Below are 20,261 nucleotides of genomic sequence, written 5' to 3'. Positions count from 1 at the left end.
GCACCCTCCATTAAGCAATCATCTCGTTGTGATTGGGATATTTTTCTTTGTCTATAATTCTATAATCTAAAGCATATATCCAATCGGAGCAATGCGTTTCCCCACTCTATTTATGAACATCGTATGTCATGAAGACATCCTGCTCTTCCCACTCTACGAAGAAGCTAAGCTTGCTATCCTTCTGCATAACGCCAAGCCAGATTTGTCTGTCTCCGCTCGATTCTCTGCCTGCTGGATTCTGTCTCTGTCGAACGTGATGATTTCAAAATTCGCATCGTATTGCGTCTCTCTGTCTTCTATAAATAGGAGCCCATACGGCGGTTGAAGTGGCGTCGTAGGCCCTCTCCCAATAGATTGAAGGTGAGCACCGTGAACAGAATAGCGAGCGCGGGATAAAATACGAAAGTGAACTTGCTTAAATAAATATCCGCGCGCGTCTCTGCAAGCAAGGACACCCAGTTGGTGCTTGTATTCACAAATTTCATGGTGAAGTAATCAACCTCGGCCCAATTGTGCGTCAAGAAAATACTCAACACACCTAATTGTCCAATAAGCAGCATGACCTTGCCCAAATCAATGCAAAAATTAATGACGATCTCCGGTACAAGCGACGGCATATAATAATTTCGAACCAGGCGCCATCCACTTAATCCAAGCGATTCTCCTGCTTCCACAAATAATTCGTGTGAGATATGGTTCGCCTGCTGCTGCACAATATGTGCCACTCGCCCCACCTCAAGCAAAGCGAGAATTGGGATTACCCATAGAATACGATTGCTCGAATATTGGATGAACGGCATACTCAGTAATAGAATAGCTGAGAAAATAACAGGCAGAAACGTGAATATCTGATTCAAGCTTGTTACCAGCCAATGAGCAACTCCCTTCTGCTTATACGCGAGCACGCCTAATGGCACTGCAATTATATAGCGCAGCAGAGCAATGAAGAAGACGATATAGACCGTCTCCTTGGTTCCTACCACGAGCTTGCTCAAGTTGTCGACGCCTTTCTTATCCGAGCCAATCCAGTTCAGATCCGAAGCTTTGTAGGGAGGTAGCATGAGCTTGCCCTGCTCTGACCATCTATGCTTTTCGGGTGTAAGCGACTTGTCTATGAACGGCAATTCTGGACCAAGGTACATCACAAATAAAACCAAGGCGAGCATTGCCCCACCGATCCATAGTGTGTAGTTTTTCAATGAGGACACTCCTTTATCTCGATGTCGGCGCAATGGAACGCTTGGCCAGCAAGGCAATCCACTGAACTAGCACCACCATAATCGTAAAACAGCATGCAATCCCGATAATGATACCCGGCTCATAATTCACTCCCGATCCGAAGCTAGTATCATAATCAATCGCTTGGAACAAACGGTGAGCTGCACCAGGATAACTCATTAAGTATTCAACCATTAGTAAATTAGACAGGGTGTATCCGAACAAGGAAGGCAGGTGGGACAAAATCGTTCCCATACTGTTGCGGCCAACGTGCTTGAACAAAATCATTCGCTGCGCCACTCCCTTCGCTTTGGCAACCTGAATGTACATCTGTCCTTCCTGCGCCGCAATTGCAGCGCTCGTAATTCGTGCAATATACATAGCTGGATATACGGATACAAGTACAGATGGAATGAGGAAGGCATACCATTCTTTTTGCTCAAAGAAATGAATAAACGGCATGTATCGAATAACAAACCATTGAATGAGCAGCACGACCATGAAGTCAGGCACCGATTGAAACAACCAAGTCGTTCCGTTCCCGATCACATTCCACTTCGACTTGGACAGCTTATAGTCAGCAATCCCTTTCAACAAGCCCAATATAAAACTTAATAGAAAGCCAATCACAATAATAGTTAGGCTGTTCCCCATCACTGTCAGCACCTCAGAACCTACAGCTTCCCCGTAACGGGTTACGCCTAAGGTATTGTCAACAAAGATACCGCGTATAAATCCTGTGATGTTCTCGGCATACTGCGACCAGCTGAACTGATACTTCGCTGTCATCTTATAGCCTTCCATGCCGATCTCCAGCTTGCGTGGAAATAGGACAATGAGCATTATCATGATTAATGCAAAAAAGCTGAGGCATAGTGACTTCACCATATGCAGTACTAGATTCATAATTTCCTCCTGAGTGATTCTCTCGCGATCCATATGCTAGTGATACCATATCATTCCTGTATTGTGAAGACGATGCAATCCTTTTATGGTTATTTTATCCATCAAATAGAGTACTTCTATGATTGTTGATTCCTTGGGTGATCCTCTTCCCCTCCACATCATAAAAGGCACATTCCCAAATGAACTGGAAATGTGCCCTCTTCTACTAGATCTATTCTATTGACTCCATGGTATAGGGGAGAAGCCAGACTTATCCATTGTTACTGACCGTCCAGCGGGAGCTCCAGACGGAACGTGAACTTCCCCTCCTCATGCGACATGCTGAGCTGACCACGATGCAGTCTTGCAATATGATAGGCAATAGATAGGCCGAGACCCGCCCCGGGGCTATCGTGTTGATCGTTACGAGAGGCTTCCGCCTTATAGAACCGCTCGAACAATCGCTGCTCCTGTTCCTTCGTAATAGGCTGCCCCCAGTTCTCTATTTCCAGCCATACTGTATAATTCTGCTCCCAGAGCCGCACCGTAATTTCTCCGGGCCTTATCGAGAACTTGTACGCATTCATTAGTAAGTTATCCATTGATCGAACAAGCAGCTCTGCATCTGCCATTATCATTATCGCACGTTGGGATGCATGGACAAGCCGAATCTTGAGCGACGCCTCTCTTGCCAACGGTTCAAATTCAACAAGCAATTGGCGGAGCAGTCCGCTCAAATCAAGACGAGAGCGCTCGATTTCCACTCGATTGTCAGCTAGTCTTGTATATTCGAACAAATCATTGATCAGCTGGCTAAGCTGCTCGGTCTTCCGGCATGCATTGTGAAGGTAGCGCAGCTGCTCTTCCTTGCTTGCTGCCCCCTCCTGCTGCAACAAGTTCAAGTATCCAATCAGACTTGTCAGCGGTGTGCGTAAATCATGCGAGACATTCGTAATAAGCTCCATCTTCATCTGCTCGGTAAGACGCTCCTTCTCAATCATGCGCTGCAACTGTTCCGCCATATGGTTAATAGAATCTGCAATAATGCCGAGTTCATCCTGTCTATCCAAGGTTACACGGGATTGCAGATCCCCCTCGGCAATAGACATGATCCCCTCTGTCAATCTCTTTAAATCTTGTAGTAAACCGCGTGTAAAGAGAAAGAAGTATGCAAGGTATAGAAATAGAAACACTAATGGACTGACACCGTGACCTATTAAATAGGACGATACCGTATCCATGAGCGCCATTGTAATAAAGGTACAAAACAAGCTGAGAAGCGCAAACCAGAACAAACGTCCTCGGATGTTATGCTTCCCATGCAGCATCGCCCATATCCTTCTATTCAATCCGATACCCCACTCCCCATACGGTCTTAATATATTGAGGCTCTCTAGGATTCTCTTCAATCTTTTCTCGAATATTGCGGATGTGCACCATTACTGTATTGTCCGTGATGAATTTGTCTTCCTTCCAGACCAATTCAATAAGCTTATCAATGCTGAATACATGCCCCCGCCGCCGTGCCAGCCGCTCCAATATCGAGAATTCAGTAGGGGTGAGCAGCACTTCCTTCCCCCGGACAATAACGAGATGCCGTTCCGGATATATGCATAAATCTTTTATTTCGATAAACGTTTCATCTGAAATCGGGGGCGCCTGCATGATGCGTTCTTCCTGTTCCGCGAAAGATTGTCTGCGCAATTGAGCCTTCACCCTCGCCAGAAGCTCCATCGGATGAAATGGTTTGGCGATATAATCATCCGCGCCTGTATGAAGTCCAGTGATCTTATCCAGACTCTCTCCTTTGGCGGAGAGCATGATAATCGGCACCTTCGTATGTTGACGAATGGCCATGCATGCCTGCATACCATCCATATTCGGCATCATCACGTCCAGAATAATAAGATCAATATGTTCATGCTGCAGCAGTTCCAATGCCTGAATCCCATCTGCTGCCTCAAACACGGTATAGCCTTCATTGTGCAAGTAAATGCGGAGCACATCTCGTATGTCCGCATCATCATCTGTTACTAATATCCCTTGACTCATCCCATCCTTACTCTCCTTTCTGTAGAGCAAGTATACAGCTTAAGAGAAGTGTATGAACAATCCAATTGAAAAAGAAATGATATTCAACCCCCAAAAGGATCGAGAGTCGAAGGCCGAATACCCGATTACTGCAACCCGCTCCCTTTCCGGCATACATATACGAAGGCTGGTGGAACGTTCAGAAACACAAAATGAATATTCTCGATATTAAAATAGCGAGCCAAATGCGGCTTCATTTGTTGAGAGTATTGGAATGCAACGAATAGACCTCCCGGCTTAAGCGATGCGTAAATTTCCTCGATCAGATGATCACGCAACTGCTGCGGGAAGTTGAAGAATGGCAGCCCGCTCAGCACACAATCCAGCTTCTCCCTACTTTCATCCCCCAATATCTTGCCTAGCTCACCAGCATCCGGATAAGCAGCGTATTCGGGATAGTTATCCTGCAAACGCGCCAGCAACAATGGATCCTTCTCGAACAAAATCACTCTGGCCGTATCTCGTTTAACCGTATCGATAAATCTGGTAATGGCCCCTGTTCCCGCGCCTAATTCGGCAACATGCTGCACCTCTTGCCAGTCCACAGCATCCATCATGCGCTGCGCGAGAAATCGTGAGCTTGGCGTAATGCTCCCTATCTGTTTGGGCGTTCGAAAAAATGTATTTAAGAACAGTAGCTTTTCCCGAATCATGTTCACACTCATTTGACGTCTCCCTTTCGCTCGTATCCTTGGTTGTTATTATCATATCCAACATGTCTTGGGATCATAGGGAGTTTGCTCTGAATGAGTTCTTAATGAGTTCTGAAGAATTTCTGAAGGGATAGATTCTACGGATAAAAAAGTGTGGGTAGGTCAAAACCGCTTAACGTCAACTATGATTATATGATTGATCATCCAGCGGTTTCGTAATTTAGTTATATGTGTTCTGTTCCTAGAGTACCATTATACCGATCGGGTATGCCTGCACTTCGGATAGGTTGAGCATCCCCAGAATGCTTGTCCTTGCTTGCTTTTTCTTCTCACCATTGGCGAGCCGCAAGTACAAATCATTGATGCGGATGCTGCGCTTTCCTTACTACCTTGCTTCAGCTCTGCTTTTGCTACTTCCATTTCTCGACTACTTTTCTTCGATGTCCTTTTCCTAGGATTCCACTTCCCCCATGAACGCAGCTTGTGTTCAATGAGTGCACCGTGCCAATAATCCACTTTGAATTGTTCCGCTTCCTTCTTCGCTGGCCCTGTCAAATCTGATGTCGTAATCAACAAGGATAAAATACAATCGTGATTCCGTTTAGCACCAACAAGTTCACGAACCGTCTGCACAGGAACCTTATGGTGACTGGCATAGCACTTCGCCTGAACAGCGGTCTTCTCTCCCCGTCGATCCGTAATCACAAGATCCACGCCCCCATCGCTGCCGCCGACTCCCACCTCTGTGACCCCATAACCTTGATCTCGGAAATAAAGGGCCAACAGGCGCTCGAACTCAGCACCCGTCAAGTCTTCCAACTTACTTGATAAGATCGCTTCATCTTCACGACAACGTGTTGAAGCTCTATTTGTAGTACCTCGCTTTGCCCGGTTTTGCGGTAATCTTCCATTCTTCTTCGATGGCTTCTTTCCTTGAATCGCAACCAAGATCGAAGCTCCGAGCAAAATGGCTATCATAACAGCTGCGATTAACATCCATTCACTGCTTCCCATGTACATATCTCTCCTGTTGTTTATATATCAACATTTTACAACCTGGAAACATTTTGATAAACCCTTGAAATGTCTTCCTCCTCAATTAGAGCATCGCAACAATACTAAAACAAATAAGCCCTTATTAACCATACATGATTAATAAGGACTTCAACTTTCAACGTATTCGAGAGAAGGGCATGAACTTCCTACCTTCATGCGCTGCTGTCGCTCAGATTAACATCATTCTGTTATGTGCCGAACCGCTTGCGATACCCGCACTTGCGGCACAGTTCCTCCACAGCTTCTCTGCGGGAGAATCCGTAGAACAAGTTGTTCGCTCGCTCACTTTCAACAATCTCCGAGAATGAGTCACGGTTCACATTACCGAGATTAATAACCCCTTCGCCATCCAAGCAGCACGGTACAACGGTTCCGTCCACGAGTATCGCTGCTTGGGAACGAAGCGCATGGCAGAAGCCTTTGCCATCATCCTCCGGAGCGCTCAAGCTTGGCCATTCAAATTCATGGTCTTGATTCAAATAAACACGATCTGCGATCTTAACACCACTGCCCGGGATAATTTTTTCTTCAATTCGATAGTCCAAATTGAATTCTTTTTCAATAATTTCAAGCGTCTCGCGGTTGCGATTGCGCTCCATGTTTGTTTTATTATCCTGCGTCAAATTCCATAGTCGGAACGAAAAGATAACCTTATGCTTTTCAGCTTCACGCACGAATTCCAAAATATCAGCAAGATACTTATCACGGTTCTCCGAGCCAATATGACCATCGAAGCTATGAAGCGAGAAGTTCATCTGGCGCAGCGCTGGCTTGCCAAGCAGCTTATGCTTGTTCTTGCGTATAAGTGTACCGTTCGTTGTAATATTGACCTTGAAGCTCTTCTCATGGGCTGCGTCTAATAGTTCATCGATCTTCGGATGGAGCAAGGGCTCTCCTTTGACATGCAAATAAATATGATTCGTATGCGGCTTAATCTCATCTAGAATATGATTGAATGCATCCAGCTTCATGAAGTTCGCTTTGCGTTCTGTCGGCGGACAGAACGTACAAGCCAAGTTGCATACACTGGTCAGCTCTATATAGACTTTTTTGAACGTTTTCAAGATTGTTCCCCATTCTATTGTAGTAGTTCCGTACTGTCCTCACCCTCTACTATGCACGAAAACGTCCCTGCATTCAACTTAATCCGGGCCGGAACATACAGGAACTAGTACGGCAGAGCAGAATTCCATCACCGAAAACGATGGATTGTAGCGAAGAATAGGGGGTAACGTACACACGTCACATGTGGATATCGATTGCTTGATGGGTTGATCGGAGTGCATCCTTTTGCCGAACTTGAGATAGTTCCTAGGTTCGAGAAGTATCCAAAATGCGCAAACGCTAAAGAGGCCCTTATTGAGAAGGGCCCCACATTGACCATTTAAAGGTCGAGTTTCAAGATAAACTCTGTTTCTGAAGCAATCCCATTACTTATACACTTGAGTTCGATCATCCGAAAGTTCTTCAATCGTTATGTAATCAAAATGTGCCTCATACCCTTCACCTTGCGGACTGCATGCATAGACACCAACTTGAATTGGCTTCGACTCCTGCTCGAACAAATGGGTCATGCGAAGCTGCTTCCATGCGGCACCATCCAGTGAGTAATCGACATAAAAGTCGTTCCCAATCCGGGAAATACGGAAGTAGACCGGAGCATCCCCATTATCAACCTCTTGGGTTGACCAGTCCGAATATCCGTGGTTCGTGACGACTGCGCCGAGCTTATTGCTCCCATCCGGAATATATTCTACAGATGTTTTGAGCCAAGTGTCTGGCGAATAGCGAACCATTAGCCCTGCTTGGTCATAACGGTGAACAGGATAGGAATATACCTTGGTCGTCAGCCTGAAGTTCCCCTCAATTTCTGTATATAGAAAATGTCCATTATCGACTTCAAAGCCATAATGTGTCTTTTGCCAGTAATCGGTTTCTTTGACGGTGCGAACAATGAGTTTTGCAGATTCTTGATTGATCTCCCACGCTCGAGGCGGCGAGTACCACATCAAGTTCGTGTTCAATTGTTCATGTTCAAAATTTTCATGTAGTCGAATTGAATTGCTCATCTGAATTGCCTCCATGTCGTAGTCTCTATTCCATCATAGGTGGAATCATCCCTACTGTACAGGGGCGCAATTAAGATTACGGTGCATCTCCTACATTATGTTGTGACCTGCGGAGAGTCCTGTTCCAGAATAATGCCATTCAATACAAGTCGAACAGGAGCACTAATCGTATCCCCAACCGGACATGTACGCTCAATGAACTGCACGAATTGTTCGACCTGCTCATAGGAAGCATTGCTCTTCACATGGATGTTGTAGCGAATTTCAGAATAGCCTCGGCGCACGTCAGATTTGTTCATGAAGCCATCTGTATCCAAATCCCCCTCAAGCTCCACCCAAAATTGCTCCAGCTGAATATTGAATTTACGGGCATATGCTCTTGCCACGATGGACTGGCAGGCGCCTAACGCACACAGTACGACTTCAACCGGATTCATTGCCGTATCCGTACCGCCCAGCGATTTCGGCTCGTCAATCGTAATCTCGAAATTCCGTGATCTCGCCTTTACAACCATTCCCTTTTGCAGATGTGCAGAAGCAGTAAATGTTTCAAGTGGCATTCATATAACCTCGCCTTCCTATTTTAACCAACATTATATCACAGTTAAAAAATATGAATAGTGAGAATGTTCTCTTGCTTCCAAGAAAAGAAGGGAGACTGCAGCTTTCTGCAATCTCCCTACTATGGTCGAGCTGCAAACCGAGCAGCCTTTATTTCAACGACCACACCTGTGTAACCCAATCTGCATAAAAGTCAGGCTCATGAGATACCAGCAGCACTGAACCAGTGTAGCTGCGCAGCGCCTCTATAAGGGCCTCCTTCGCCCGTGTATCCAAGTGATTCGTCGGTTCATCCAACACGAGCACATTGCTGTCCGTCAGCATCAATTCGCATAATCGCACCTTAGCCTGCTCTCCGCCGCTTAGCGAGCTGAGCGGCTGCCGAATATGCTCCTCCGTCAACCCAGTCATCGCAAGCAGCTTGCGTATCTGCTGATGTGTCATGTCTGTACGGAATGCGCATAATTGATCAAGCGCGGAATCGTCGGATACGAACAGCTCTTGGGCAAAATAAGCCACCTTCACCCGCTCTCCTTGACGAACATTGCCATGCAATGGGGTTAATTCTCCAAGCAGCGTCTTAAGCAGCGTTGTCTTGCCAACCCCATTATGACCGACAATCGCAATCTTCTCTCCTCGTTTCATCAACAGATTCAGAGGCGAGCATAGCGGCTTCGCATAGCCGATTTGCAGCTGTTCAGCCCTCATAATTCTACCTTCAGGCTCCACATGAACTTGGAAAGAAAACCGCGGCTTCGCACCAGAAGTTGGTCGATCAATCCGCGTCATGCGTTCCAGCATCTTCTCGCGGCTCTTGGCCTGCTTCGCCTTGCGAATCTTATTTTTCTGGACAAAATCTTCGAGTCTGGCAATTTCCTTCTGTTGTCGGCTATACGCTTCGTGCTGCTGCAAATTATTAAGCTCGTATACGCTGCGGAATGCCTCGTAGTTGCCTACATAACGCTTAATATTCTGGTGCTCGACATGAAAGATCGACGTGGCAATTTCATTTAAGAAAGAATTATCATGGGAAATGACCAAAAAGGCTTGCTTATACCCCTTCAAATAGCCCTTCAGCCAATCAATGTGCACCTCATCCAAATAGTTCGTCGGTTCATCCAGCAGGAGAACATGGGGCTCTTCCAAGAGCAATCTTCCTAGAAGCAGCTTCGTGCGTTGACCTCCGCTCAGCTTCTCGACATCCCGATCCAGACCAATATCAAGCAGCCCTAAGCCTGCTGCGATCTGTTCCAGTTTCACTTCAATCTCATAAAATCCCGAATGCTCCAGTCGATGCTGAAGCTCCCCATACTTGGCAAGCCATAACTCCAGATTGTCAGCATCTTCGGCCATCTTGTGTGCCAACTCCATCAAATTCTGTTCCATGGCATAGAGGTGACCAAATGCCCCGCGCAAATAATCGAGCACGGTCATCCCAGGCTGCAGATCAATATGCTGCTGCAAATAACCTACCTTCACATGAGGCAGCCACTCCACCTTCCCTGCATCCGGCAATAGCTCACCGGACAGGATACGCAGCAATGTTGATTTGCCCGCTCCGTTGCTGCCTACAATTCCAGCATGCTCCCCCGGTAGCAAGCGGAAGCTAATATCAAGAAATACTCGTTTATCTCCATAAAAATGGGTTACTTCTTCTACAGATAACATACTCATGTCATTCTCTCCTTTGCATGTGCGTAAATGATGCTCAACGCCAAGCGAGAGAACAGCTTCATAAAGAAAGTATCTACTTGTGTGTATGCAAAAAAGGGCAAGGCGAACGAATCGCCTTGCCCTATACAAATAGCCCTTAATGGTAGTTCAATTCATCCTTAGTGCTGTAGACCAATACGAACAGACCGTTGTCTGTTCGTTCCGCTTGGTTCTGCACCCAAAGTTCATGAACGCGTACTTGTATATGAAAAAAGGAATCGGTTCTTTATCCACTGTTCTTCGATTGGCGTTAAGCTAAAAATGGGCAGACTTCTCCCGTCTTAAGCCAATTTCCGTTGAAGAACAGTTGACAATACCGCCATCCCCTTTCTAATCCTCATCATCATAAAATGGTATTACGAGGAAAATCATACACGATCATAGCTCGTCCTGTCAAGAATATGCAAAAACCGCCGCATTCAAAAGATGCGGCGGAATCAACCAGTAGAAAAATAACTTCTTATTGAGCGCTTTTTATAATATGCTGTGGCACTTTAATCTGAGGAACCACATTGTGTCTAGTGTATGTTGAGTTACTTACAAAATGCTCCTCAATTTTTCGTCCGGACTCTTCTCCTGACTTGGTATATTCTAAAGCGGTACTCATAAGAAAATAATTATCCTTATTGATCCGATATTTAATGACTATGTTTTTCATATCGAGCATGATTTGTTTATTACCCTTTTGCTCCGACTTTTCCTGTTCTAATTTATCCTCTTCCTTGCTTGGTAACTCCGACCACAAAAAATGTTCCGCTTCCTTAGCCTTTTCATTTTCCAAACTCACTGTCACGATATAATCTTTGCCTTCTGAAATAAGTTCGCTTCATTTGCATACATCTTGATCTGTCTAAAGAGCTCATTCAAATCCATATCCTTCTGTATTTGAGTTGGATTCATCGAATCATCTGGCAACTTCCTCCATTGACCATCATATCCAAGAAAATATGTTCCTTCATTCGTTCTGTACATTTTTTTCGTTAGGTTCACTTCATCAGAATATATCGAACTTTCGAAATATGAACCTATCGGTTCCTTGGTATAGTCATATCTCATTGTAGTTACCTTTGATTCTTGTGTTTTATGGTCTGCTGTCAATGTTTGTGTTTGAACGATATCCAAGGAAAAGCTCTTTACACGTTTATCAGCCTCAATTGCTTTCTGCAATACTTCATCTACAGTGGGCATCGTATTGCCGCATGCCGTTATCCCTAGTAATGATAAGAATGCTAGTAGTATGGTTATCCGTTTTTTCAAAATAACAGCCCCCTAAAATAATCTGCTTTACCCATGTTAGCCAATTTATAAAGAAGGGAACAGTAAGTTAAAACCTATTACTTCAATAAAATAGAAGCATTTAGACATCATCGATACATCTAATGGATACAGAAAGACTGTCGACAGTCTTGTTCTTTAACAGAACACCTCAGTTTGTATTCTCTATTAATTTGGTATGATATGGACAAATAGCAGTGCACAGGTATTGGATATATTGCGAAAAATGTGTTGCGAAGGACGTTGCCCAAATCTCCATGGTCTCCTTGGACGAGCTTGTACTTAAGGATCTTTTGGTTCGCAAAATCGAATACGGCGCTATCGACGTTAGCTTCATCTATGACCTGTTCTTCGCCACAATTCTTAACATAAAATGTTGCGAACTGTTGATAGATTTTCACCTTGGTTCTTCTATATATTTAACGTATATGGAGATGAAAAATATGATTGGTATGAATATTCGTGTGTTGCGTAAAAAGCATAAATTCAGTCAGGAGCAATTAGCGGAGAAGGTAAACGTATCACGACAGACCGTAGCAAAGTGGGAAAACGGGGAGGCCTTGCCCGATATTTTTAAATGCAAAATACTCGCTGAACTTTTTCAAGTAACCTTGGATCAATTATCCCGTGATATGAGTGAAGAAGCGGCGAATCAGCTCGCTCCCACGGGGAAGCAGTTCTTTGGTGTTGTGAAGGTAGGTGATCGGGGACAGATTGTCATTCCCAAACAGGCACGCGAAATGTATCAGATACAAGCTGGTGATAAGCTGATTGTCTTGGGGGAAGATGCGACAAAAGGGATTGCTCTCTTAAAAAGTAATCATTTCATGGAATTTGTAGAGATGATCCAAAAAGCGGAGCGAGAGGTAGATGAATCAGAATGAGCAAAATTGTATTTTTTTCGATACCCGCGCATGGTCACACTAATCCAACCATTCCGGTGGTAGCCGAATTAGTCAATAGAGGCCATCAAGTTTGGTACTATTCCTTTCTAGAATTTCAGGAAAAAATAGAAGGTGCTGGCGCTGCATTCATTGCTTGTGATGAGTTCTTGCCCCAGCTTTCACAAAAGGAATTGGATCGCAAGGTTGGCAAAGATTTTACAGCATTAATTGAGATGGTTGCCGATACGACCATTGCTTTGGATGAGAAGGTATGTCAGGAATTAAGGGAAATTCAGCCGGATTGTATTGTATCTGACTCTATATGCTTTTGGGGAAAATTATTTGCTAAAAAACTAGAAATTCCATATGTTTGTTCGACTACTACCTTTGCTTTTAATCAGTACACCGCGAAACTGATGAAGCGTGGTTTTATCGATTTATGGAGAATGATCGTGGGTTTGCCCCGAATGAACAGAAAAATTCAGTTGTTAAAGAATCATGGGTATGAAATTGAGAATTTTATATCGATTGTTCAAAATAATAATGAGACAGACACCATTGTCTATACCTCGAAAGAATTCCAACCGATGGCGGATACGTTTTCTGAAAGATATGCTTTTGTCGGACCATCCATCAGACAGTCTCCGTCGATACAGATTAATAAAAAAGATAGAAAACGAATCTACATTTCACTTGGGACTATACTGAATCAAAATCAAGATTTTTACCAAAAAGTTATTCAGGCATTTGCAGATACGGACTATGATGTTGTGATGTCAGTTGGTGAAAAAACGGAGATTGCTTCTCTTGGCAACATACCAAGAAATTTTACAGTGAATAACGTCGTGGATCAAATATCGGTATTGCAAACAGCCGATGTATTTATTACCCATTGCGGTATGAATAGTGTGAATGAAAGCCTTTATTTTGGAGTTCCAATGGTTTTATTTCCGCAACATAGCGAACAAGGATTAGTGGCTGATCGGGTTGCTCAACTGGGTGCAGGTTTACAGTTGAAAGGAAAGAAGCCAAAATATTTGGCAGCAGCGGTATCTGAGGTGTTGACGAATCGGACATATCAGGAAAATGCGCTAAAACTGTCAGAAACTTTTCAGAATGCTGGTGGTGCAGTAGAAGCGGCCAATGTGATTTTAACTAAAATTCGAGCGAAGTCTTAATGGTACTTTCATGATCCTTTTTTAAAAATGGGGCAGCTTCATTGAAGAGGTGCATGACGAACATAAATATCGTACTGGGTTGATAGACCTGGTACTTGATGAATTTTGCGTACCTATAGGCACAGTTGTATACAAGCTGTTCATTTACATGTTACTATAGACATTTAATCTGTAACATTTGGATAATGGCAAACCCTAGCGAAAGCAGGGGACGCAAAGCCACGGGTCTAATGTATTTCACAATGCGATGACAGCCGGGTTGCCCTAATTGCGACATTACGTGCGTCTTTTTTTATTGCGCTGCCATTAGGGTGGCGCTTTTTTTGTGCTATTGTAAAGCGTCCCCGGTGTTCATCTCATTTGATCGCAGAATGTAAAAGAATAGGAGATGAAATGATGCGGCCATGTTGTACAGCAACCAACAACGCAATGTACCAAGAACAGCATAAACACATTAAAGCAGGAAGAATGCGGCGTATGACGATTACAGCTAGCGCTGCGCTGTTAGCCGGGATGCTTATCTATCAGCCGACCCTTTATGCAGCGGATAAGCTGGTCGGTAGTATGATTACTGTCACGAAAACGAACAATGCTCCGCAGGCAGGGGCAGACCAACTGCAAGGCATCACCATAGGAATGAGCGAGGATCAACTATTCCAAAAAATCGGACTGCCGGTTCGCAAGGATCTAAGTGAATATGGCTTCGAGTGGTATATTTACAATCAGGATTATAAACATTACTTACAAGTTGGTGTTCAGGACCACAAGGTCGTTGCACTCTATACGAATGCGAATGATTCTTATGGAAGCATTGGATTCGGTTCAACCAAGCAGGAGGTAGAGGCAGCCTTCGGATCTTCCCTCAGTCAAATTAGGAAAGGCAATACGATTTACAATATGGACAACAGCGGACAATATAGCCTGTACAAGGTCGGCGGTATGTATGCAACCGTGTTCTATGATCTCCATCAAGGGAATACGGTGACGGCTGTCCAATTTATTGCCCAGGATGTGGAACTGGCGTTCAAGGGGTACTTTGGCACGCCTAGCAAGCGATTGCAGACAAGCTTTGAGCAACAAATCCTCGATTTGGCTAATGCTGTGCGTGTCCGCGAGGGCATGAAGCCATTGAAGTGGAATGAAAAGGCTGCGGGAACTGCTCGCAAGCATAGCGACGATATGGGGCTGAGAAGCTTCTTCGATCATAACAATCCGGACGGCAAATCCCCGTTCGATCGGCTGAAGGCGGACGGAATCGTATACCAAAAGGCAGGGGAAAACATTGCTGCTGGACAGTCGAGTGCCATCTTCGTTCACGAGAACTGGATGAACTCGAAAGGACATCGTTCGAATATTTTGGGAGACTTTTCTCATCTAGGGGTGGGTGTGTACTTCGGGGGGAATTCAAATGTATATTACACACAGAACTTCGTCACGCAGAATTCCGTCGACGATAAAAAGCCCGATCCTGATGTTGTATCTCCTAGCCTCAGCAAATCTAAGGTTCTGACAGGAGATCCATTCGATGTAAAGGTCGAATATTCTGTGTCGAAAGCAGTATATTCAGCTTCATTCAGTCTTACTTATGACAGCCGCTTGACTCTCTTAGATATAAAGCCAAGCGTTACGATGGCTACCTATCAAAAGTTGAACTATCCGGATGTCCCGCTTATCACGACAAAGAACATAACCGATTTACCTAATGGCCAGAAGCAATTGGATTACTCCGTAAATCTCAACGGAGGCGCTTATGAAGGAGACGGCGACATAGCAACCATCGCTTTCTCGAGCGACCAAGAAGGGAAATATACCTTCAATCTTGTAAATGCGAATCTGTTCAACGCAAACAATGAACGGATCCGAATCGGTTACATTCACTCGTCTACCGTTGATGTCATCAAGCCGTCTGTTCCGAATCCGAATCCGAATCCGAAGCCAGAGCTGCCTATTTTGTCTTCCTCATCTGAAGGCTCTAGAGGTTCTAGTAGTTCTACACCTTCGACTTCTGTGGGAACAATTCCAGTCGGTAAGACGATGAAGGCAGGATTACTGGCAGAGACGAAGAAGGAGCATGCAGTGAATGCGGAGTTCAAGATAAATGCGAATACCGTGAAAAAACAGCTGCAGGACAAAAATGCCAAGCAGGTTCAACCCGATATTAGCGATGTAAGCATGAAGGATTACAATGAAGTCTCCTTCACGCTGGACAAATCGGCCGCCAAACTGCTGCAGGAATCAGGAAAGGATTTGCTTCTGTCTACAGCCGAATTCGATATTACCATTCCGAATAAGTCTATTGTGGAACTCATCGGAACGAGCGGACTCAAGCTTGTGGTGTCTCTTGCAGAGCATAAGGACAAAGGTTTTAGCGAGCATCATGGCGAGACGACCTTTACGTCTCCGATGATCACGATCCGTGGGCCGCAAGAAGCAAAGAATATCCTGTTGGAAATCTCCTTGAAGCTGATGGAAGCTACAAAAGATATTCGTAAGGCAGGCGTGTACGCAGAAGCTCAAGGCGTAACAACAAATGCTTGGAGCTATAAACTGGCCGGAATGAAGGCAGCTGATAAGAAGCATATTTCCTTCCAGGTCACGCAGTTCGGCACCTACACGATTGCAGAGCATGCAAGATCCTTCAATGATCTTACTGCACATTGGGCAAAGGATGAAATTGAAGTCATTGCAGCTCACGGACTGATGCGCGGCAAAGGCAGCATACACACATTCGAGCCGAACGACGTTATTACCCAAGCGGAGTTCGCCACCTTGCTTGATCGCTTGACGAATAACGGAAAGACTTGGGAACAGCGGATTGCAGAGCCTGGGGCACGTAAACCGATTACTCGCGAAAAAATGGTCGTGATGCTTACGCGGGCATTGAAAATTGATCTGTCCCATTCAAGCGCTTCGCTTGGATTTAAGGATGAAGAACTCATCTCACAGGATGCAAAGACAGCCGTTGTGTACGCAGTGAGCAAAGGACTTATCAAAGGAACCACCGATAACAAACTTGATCCGGCGGGAACGCTCACTCGAGCGCAGGCGGCACTCGTTTTGTACCGCGTGATACACGAGCAATAAGATATTCATCATGACACAAAAAGCAGAGATCCTAGATTAACACATAGGATCTCTGCTTTTTTTTCCTTTTATGGGGTGTACCGCGTGATAACAGTAATGCCGTCGGAACTATATTTTCTCAGTCTATAACTTTATTTTCTTTCTTCATAGACAATCGAAATCGTATCCTATTGAGCGTTGTCGATAACATCCTTCGGCACTTTAATTTCGGCCAATTCGTTATGCTTCGTAATTGTGCTCGTCACCTTCATGCTGATCGAAATCTTCTGTCCGTTCTCTTCCCCTTCGAGCACAAGTGTAAAGCCGCTTTTTGTTGGGAAGTAGGTTTCCTTATTCACGCCATATGTCATGGTAAGCGTCTTAACATTCATCTTGCCAAGCGCTTCCGCAGCTTCTTCACCAGATGACTCGGACAACAGCGTCTTCGCCAACTCCTTGCCTTTATCGCCAGACATATCCGTAGTCATGATGTATTCGTTACCTTCCACGGTAATCTTCGAATCTTTCTCTAACGGCTTAAATTTATCGAGATTTTGCGTCAAGCTCATTTGGCTCTTAATGTTCGTTTCCCACTGGCTCTTCAACTCATCCGGAACTTTCGCCCATTCGCCATTGACCTGAGAGTATGCTCCTTCTTTGGTGAAGTATTGTTTAATCGTTTGGTTCGTTTGGTCTGACACAATTGACGTATCTTGATAGAAACCAAGCGGTTCCTTTGTAAAGTCAGTTTTGATTGTAATATCCGATTTTTCTTCTTTGCTGCTGTCGCCTTGAATCCCATTCACTTGCTCAACATGGACATCCATTGAATAGCTCTTCAATGTTTTATCCGCATCCGTAGCCTTTTGAATCAATTCTCCTGCCGTAGGTGTTGAGTTGCCGCATGCTGTAATGCCTAGTACTACCATGATCGCTACGAGTGCTGCCGTCCACTTCTTCAAAACCGTCTGCCTCCCAAAATTAGTATGCTCCCTCATAGTAACCAATATCGATAGACAGACAAAGTGAACGTAGCCCTATTCCGAAACAGAAATTAGTAGAATAGAACTATTAATGCCATAAAAAAACCGCCAAATCCGTAGATTCGACGGTCTAGTCTATACATTGCGATTACTTAGCGCTGTCCAATACTTCTTGTGGCACCTTGATTTCGCCAACCTCGTTATGCTTCGAGAATGTGCTTGTCATAACCATATTGAGTTCAACTTTCTGACCTTGCTCTTCTACTTCCATAGACATGTCGACATCGGATATTGTTGGTTGGTATGACTCCTTGTTGACACCAAACTTCATCTTAATGCTTTTAATCTTCATTTGCTCAATCATTGCTTCCATTTGAGGATTACTGTTAGAACCAGATTGGGTCATCAACGACTTCGCCAGTTCCTTCATCCCGTCACCGGACAAGTCCGCCGTCAAGATATAGTTAGTACCTTCTTCGGATACCTTCGAATCTTTCGCTATCGATTTGAAGCGTTCCAGGGACTGCTCTGGGCTTGCCCCTTTCTCCGCACCTTCAAGAATTTGTGCCTTCATGTCATCCGGCATCTTCGTCCATTGCCCGTTCACTTGTGAATAAATGCCGTCCTTCGAAATATACTGAACGACTTTTTGCTCACCTTGACCCGCTACGTTCATTGTCATTTCTTGATACAGATTGAAAGGCTCTTTAGTCATGTCGCTTTTCAGTTTTATTTCCGTATTTTGCTCTTGCTTCTGTTCACCTTGGCTAATTGTAAGATCCTGCTTCACTTGGCTGTCCATAGAGAAATTCTTGAGCGACTTGCTTGCATCAATTGATTTTTGAATAAGTTCATCGACAGATGGAACCTGAGCATCCTTTTTCTCTGTCTCAGTTGTCGTCTGTGCTGTAGAAGAGCTGTTTGCTCCAGCAGCGTCTTTTTTATCTCCGCAAGCCGTCATGCTTACTACTAATATTGCCCCCAACAATAGTGCAACCCATTTTTTCAAAACTTTTTCCCCCTAAATGTTAGTATACTTACTCATATTAACCAATTCATACGTCTCTGTAACAGGGATTTTAGAACTAAAACATGTGTCAAATTGATGAAGGAACTAGATATTTAGTCCCATTCTATGTATATTTATCATTTTTAGTTATACCGTCTATAATCATATATATAGATACATTCTCGGAGGAATCATACATTGAAAAATCTACTCGTTACCGGCTATCGAGCTCACGAACTCGGCATTTATAACAATAAGCATCAGGGAGTTCCTTATATACGCAAAGCGATAGAATCTCGCCTTATTCCGCTAATTGAAGAAGGATTAAAATGGGTCATCACACCTGGCCAGTATGGAGTCGATTTATGGGCTTGCGAAGCTGCTATCTCGCTGAAACAACAATATCCGCAGTTGAAATGCTCCATTATTACGGCGTACGCCAATCCTCAAGCACAGTGGAGCGAGGAGAAGCAAACCTATTTCGAAGAAATTATGCGCGGAATCGATTACTATGGCTCGGTGAGTAATGCTCCCTACAGTGGCAAATGGCAGTTCATCGCAAGGGACGAGCTGCTGTTCCGCAAGACAGATGGCATTCTGCTCGTCTATGATGAGGATTCGGGAGAGGCAAGTCCGAAGTTTACGAAGGAACGCGCCTTGAAGAAGCAAGAAGAAGAAGGCTATATCTATATCAATATCGGAGCAGAGGAAATTCAAGCGATTGCAGATGAGGAGCAAAGCAGCATGTTCTTCGAGTGAAAAATTGTTTTGAATAAAATTCGCTTGGTCTAGTGAAAACGGATATGTATCAAGTATGTAAGGGAGCAGGGGCTTCAGTTAATCGTTCCAAAAAAGTAATAGGTCGACTCTATAAAACCAGCGGCAGCTTTGTGTTGTAAAATAGTACACTGCCGCTGGTTCATTGAATGAATACAGCCATTAGTTCAATCATTTTGCATCATAAATTCCTCTAATGTTATCCTCATTAGTTGGGTATCTTTATATTCTCCATCAAACAATTCTCTTTCATGTAGTACTTTTATCTTGTTAAATCCACATTTTTCATAACTCTTGATTGCTCTGACATTCACGATTTGTGGATCTATGTAAATATCCTCAACTTCTCGCTCGGTAAATAAATACCGAATGATAAGTTTCAATGCCAGAGTTCCGATTCCCTTATCCCAAAAATCAGTCTCTCCTATAAATATATCTAGTCCGAATTGCGGTTGATCAAGCTTTGCTCCATATTCATGAATTTCATCCTGTTGTAACGGATAGAACTGTAAATATCCTATAGAAGCATTATTAAATTCAATAATACACGGGGTGACAAAATGCTCTCCTCTTGCCCGTGGCCCATATTTTCCTATAATCTGTTCCCATGTAAATCTGGTACTTGGACCTTCAATAAAACTTAGGATTTTTTTATCATTCAGCCATTTATATAACAAAGCAAAGTCTTCATCAGCATAAGACATTTCTCTAATCGATACCTGACCATCTGAAGCAAGCATTACGTCTTCCCCCTCTAATGGTTTATTTTGTTGAATCCCATCAGCTAACATCTTGCGATATCTTTTTCATCTCAATAATTTTGAGGAATAGCAGAATACAAGAACC

17 protein-coding genes, 1 pseudogene and 1 riboswitch are annotated in these 20,261 nt (G+C 44.1%); of the genes and pseudogenes, 4 read left to right on the top strand and 14 right to left on the bottom strand.

The genetic code is table 11. The annotated features are described in order from the left end of the window. Positions 1-296 precede the first annotated feature (296 nt). The 11 genes and pseudogenes from PBN151_RS18080 to PBN151_RS32545 form a co-directional block, all read right to left on the bottom strand. Positions 297-1,208 (bottom strand): ABC transporter permease, encoded by a 912-nt coding sequence (locus PBN151_RS18080; protein ID WP_227774841.1) that lies wholly within the window; start codon positions 1,206-1,208, stop codon positions 297-299. A 4-nt stretch (positions 1,209-1,212) separates the two neighbouring features. Then, entirely contained in the window at positions 1,213-2,124 is a 912-nt protein-coding gene (locus PBN151_RS18075; protein WP_072730129.1) for an ABC transporter permease subunit, read from the bottom strand. Between the two features lie 260 nt (positions 2,125-2,384). Beyond that, positions 2,385-3,452 carry a sensor histidine kinase gene (locus PBN151_RS18070; protein ID WP_139295374.1) on the bottom strand — a complete coding sequence of 356 codons (1,068 nt, stop codon included), beginning with the start codon at positions 3,450-3,452 and terminating at the stop codon, positions 2,385-2,387. Then, on the bottom strand, positions 3,445-4,155 hold the full coding sequence (locus PBN151_RS18065) for a response regulator transcription factor (RefSeq protein ID WP_021255341.1): 711 nt from the start codon (positions 4,153-4,155) through the stop codon (positions 3,445-3,447). The genes PBN151_RS18070 and PBN151_RS18065 overlap by 8 nt, the downstream gene beginning before the upstream one ends. Positions 4,156-4,280: 125 nt before the next feature. Then, a complete protein-coding gene (locus tag PBN151_RS18060; RefSeq protein WP_175560746.1) occupies positions 4,281-4,859 on the bottom strand; it encodes a class I SAM-dependent methyltransferase in 579 nt (192 codons plus the stop codon). A 240-nt stretch (positions 4,860-5,099) separates the two neighbouring features. Beyond that, positions 5,100-5,861, bottom strand: a complete 762-nt coding sequence (locus PBN151_RS18055) for a restriction endonuclease (protein WP_072730127.1) — start codon at positions 5,859-5,861, stop codon at positions 5,100-5,102. Positions 5,862-6,091: 230 nt separating this feature from the next. Further along, a complete protein-coding gene (locus PBN151_RS18050; protein WP_072730126.1) occupies positions 6,092-6,967 on the bottom strand; it encodes a radical SAM/SPASM domain-containing protein in 876 nt (291 codons plus the stop codon). Positions 6,968-7,333: 366 nt separating this feature from the next. Further along, entirely contained in the window at positions 7,334-7,972 is a 639-nt protein-coding gene (locus PBN151_RS18045) for a DUF1349 domain-containing protein (protein WP_072730125.1), read from the bottom strand. A gap of 95 nt (positions 7,973-8,067) precedes the next feature. Beyond that, complete coding sequence (locus PBN151_RS18040) at positions 8,068-8,532, bottom strand: OsmC family protein (protein ID WP_072730124.1); 465 nt, start codon at positions 8,530-8,532, stop codon at positions 8,068-8,070. 151 nt (positions 8,533-8,683) lie between these two features. Beyond that, positions 8,684-10,207: an ABC-F family ATP-binding cassette domain-containing protein gene (locus PBN151_RS18035; RefSeq protein WP_072730123.1), complete on the bottom strand. Its 1,524-nt coding sequence runs from the start codon at positions 10,205-10,207 to the stop codon at positions 8,684-8,686. Between the two features lie 499 nt (positions 10,208-10,706). Beyond that, positions 10,707-11,434: pseudogene (locus PBN151_RS32545) on the bottom strand (DUF6612 family protein). A 353-nt stretch (positions 11,435-11,787) separates the two neighbouring features. Between PBN151_RS32545 and PBN151_RS18020 the strand changes: the two are divergent. The 3 genes from PBN151_RS18020 (at position 11,788) to PBN151_RS30500 (ending at position 16,667) form a co-directional block, all read left to right on the top strand. Then, the gene (locus PBN151_RS18020; protein WP_370510430.1) at positions 11,788-12,405 is read left to right on the top strand and encodes a helix-turn-helix domain-containing protein; all 618 of its coding nucleotides are present in this window, start codon (positions 11,788-11,790) and stop codon (positions 12,403-12,405) included. Beyond that, positions 12,402-13,583, top strand: a complete 1,182-nt coding sequence (locus PBN151_RS18015) for a macrolide family glycosyltransferase (protein ID WP_072730120.1) — start codon at positions 12,402-12,404, stop codon at positions 13,581-13,583. The genes PBN151_RS18020 and PBN151_RS18015 overlap by 4 nt, the downstream gene beginning before the upstream one ends. Before the next feature lie 177 nt (positions 13,584-13,760). Further along, positions 13,761-13,850: riboswitch (cyclic di-GMP riboswitch) on the top strand. 162 nt (positions 13,851-14,012) lie between these two features. Beyond that, positions 14,013-16,667, top strand: a complete 2,655-nt coding sequence (locus PBN151_RS30500) for a CAP-associated domain-containing protein (protein ID WP_227774813.1) — start codon at positions 14,013-14,015, stop codon at positions 16,665-16,667. 167 nt (positions 16,668-16,834) lie between these two features. On the opposite strand, the gene PBN151_RS17995 is transcribed toward PBN151_RS30500, so the two are convergent. Both PBN151_RS17995 and PBN151_RS17990 read right to left on the bottom strand, forming a co-directional pair. Beyond that, positions 16,835-17,608, bottom strand: coding sequence for a DUF6612 family protein (locus PBN151_RS17995; RefSeq protein WP_072730119.1), 774 nt, complete (start codon positions 17,606-17,608; stop codon positions 16,835-16,837). A gap of 169 nt (positions 17,609-17,777) precedes the next feature. Beyond that, positions 17,778-18,638: a DUF6612 family protein gene (locus PBN151_RS17990; RefSeq protein WP_072730118.1), complete on the bottom strand. Its 861-nt coding sequence runs from the start codon at positions 18,636-18,638 to the stop codon at positions 17,778-17,780. A gap of 198 nt (positions 18,639-18,836) precedes the next feature. On the opposite strand from PBN151_RS17990, the gene PBN151_RS17985 reads away from it, so the two are divergent. Further along, complete coding sequence (locus PBN151_RS17985; protein WP_072730117.1) at positions 18,837-19,397, top strand: SLOG family protein; 561 nt, start codon at positions 18,837-18,839, stop codon at positions 19,395-19,397. Between the two features lie 185 nt (positions 19,398-19,582). Here the strand turns inward: PBN151_RS17985 and PBN151_RS17980 are convergent, their stop codons facing one another. After that, positions 19,583-20,206, bottom strand: coding sequence for a GNAT family N-acetyltransferase (locus PBN151_RS17980; RefSeq protein ID WP_083545201.1), 624 nt, complete (start codon positions 20,204-20,206; stop codon positions 19,583-19,585). Between the last annotated feature and the right edge of the window lie 55 nt (positions 20,207-20,261).

It is taken from the genome of Paenibacillus sp. NAIST15-1, from assembly GCF_001894745.1.
GTDB classification, from domain to species: Bacteria; Bacillota; Bacilli; order Paenibacillales; family Paenibacillaceae; genus Paenibacillus_B; species Paenibacillus_B suaedae.
The sequence above is the reverse complement of the archived record's forward strand: the minus strand, read 5'-3'. Positions and strand labels throughout refer to the sequence as shown.

Excerpts from the sequence above, each read along its gene's own strand:
- PBN151_RS18035 (WP_072730123.1), bottom strand. The coding sequence starts at position 10,207 with ATGAGTATGTTATCTGTAGAAGAAGTAACCCATTTTTATGGAGATAAA.
- PBN151_RS30500 (WP_227774813.1), top strand. The coding sequence starts at position 14,013 with ATGTACCAAGAACAGCATAAACACATTAAAGCAGGAAGAATGCGGCGT.
- PBN151_RS18015 (WP_072730120.1), top strand. The coding sequence starts at position 12,402 with ATGAGCAAAATTGTATTTTTTTCGATACCCGCGCATGGTCACACTAAT.
- PBN151_RS18075 (WP_072730129.1), bottom strand. The coding sequence starts at position 2,124 with ATGAATCTAGTACTGCATATGGTGAAGTCACTATGCCTCAGCTTTTTT.
- PBN151_RS18045 (WP_072730125.1), bottom strand. The coding sequence starts at position 7,972 with ATGAGCAATTCAATTCGACTACATGAAAATTTTGAACATGAACAATTG.
- PBN151_RS17980 (WP_083545201.1), bottom strand. The coding sequence starts at position 20,206 with ATGTTAGCTGATGGGATTCAACAAAATAAACCATTAGAGGGGGAAGAC.
- PBN151_RS18040 (WP_072730124.1), bottom strand. The coding sequence starts at position 8,532 with ATGCCACTTGAAACATTTACTGCTTCTGCACATCTGCAAAAGGGAATG.
- PBN151_RS18055 (WP_072730127.1), bottom strand. The coding sequence starts at position 5,861 with ATGGGAAGCAGTGAATGGATGTTAATCGCAGCTGTTATGATAGCCATT.
- PBN151_RS18060 (WP_175560746.1), bottom strand. The coding sequence starts at position 4,859 with ATGAGTGTGAACATGATTCGGGAAAAGCTACTGTTCTTAAATACATTT.
- PBN151_RS18065 (WP_021255341.1), bottom strand. The coding sequence starts at position 4,155 with ATGAGTCAAGGGATATTAGTAACAGATGATGATGCGGACATACGAGAT.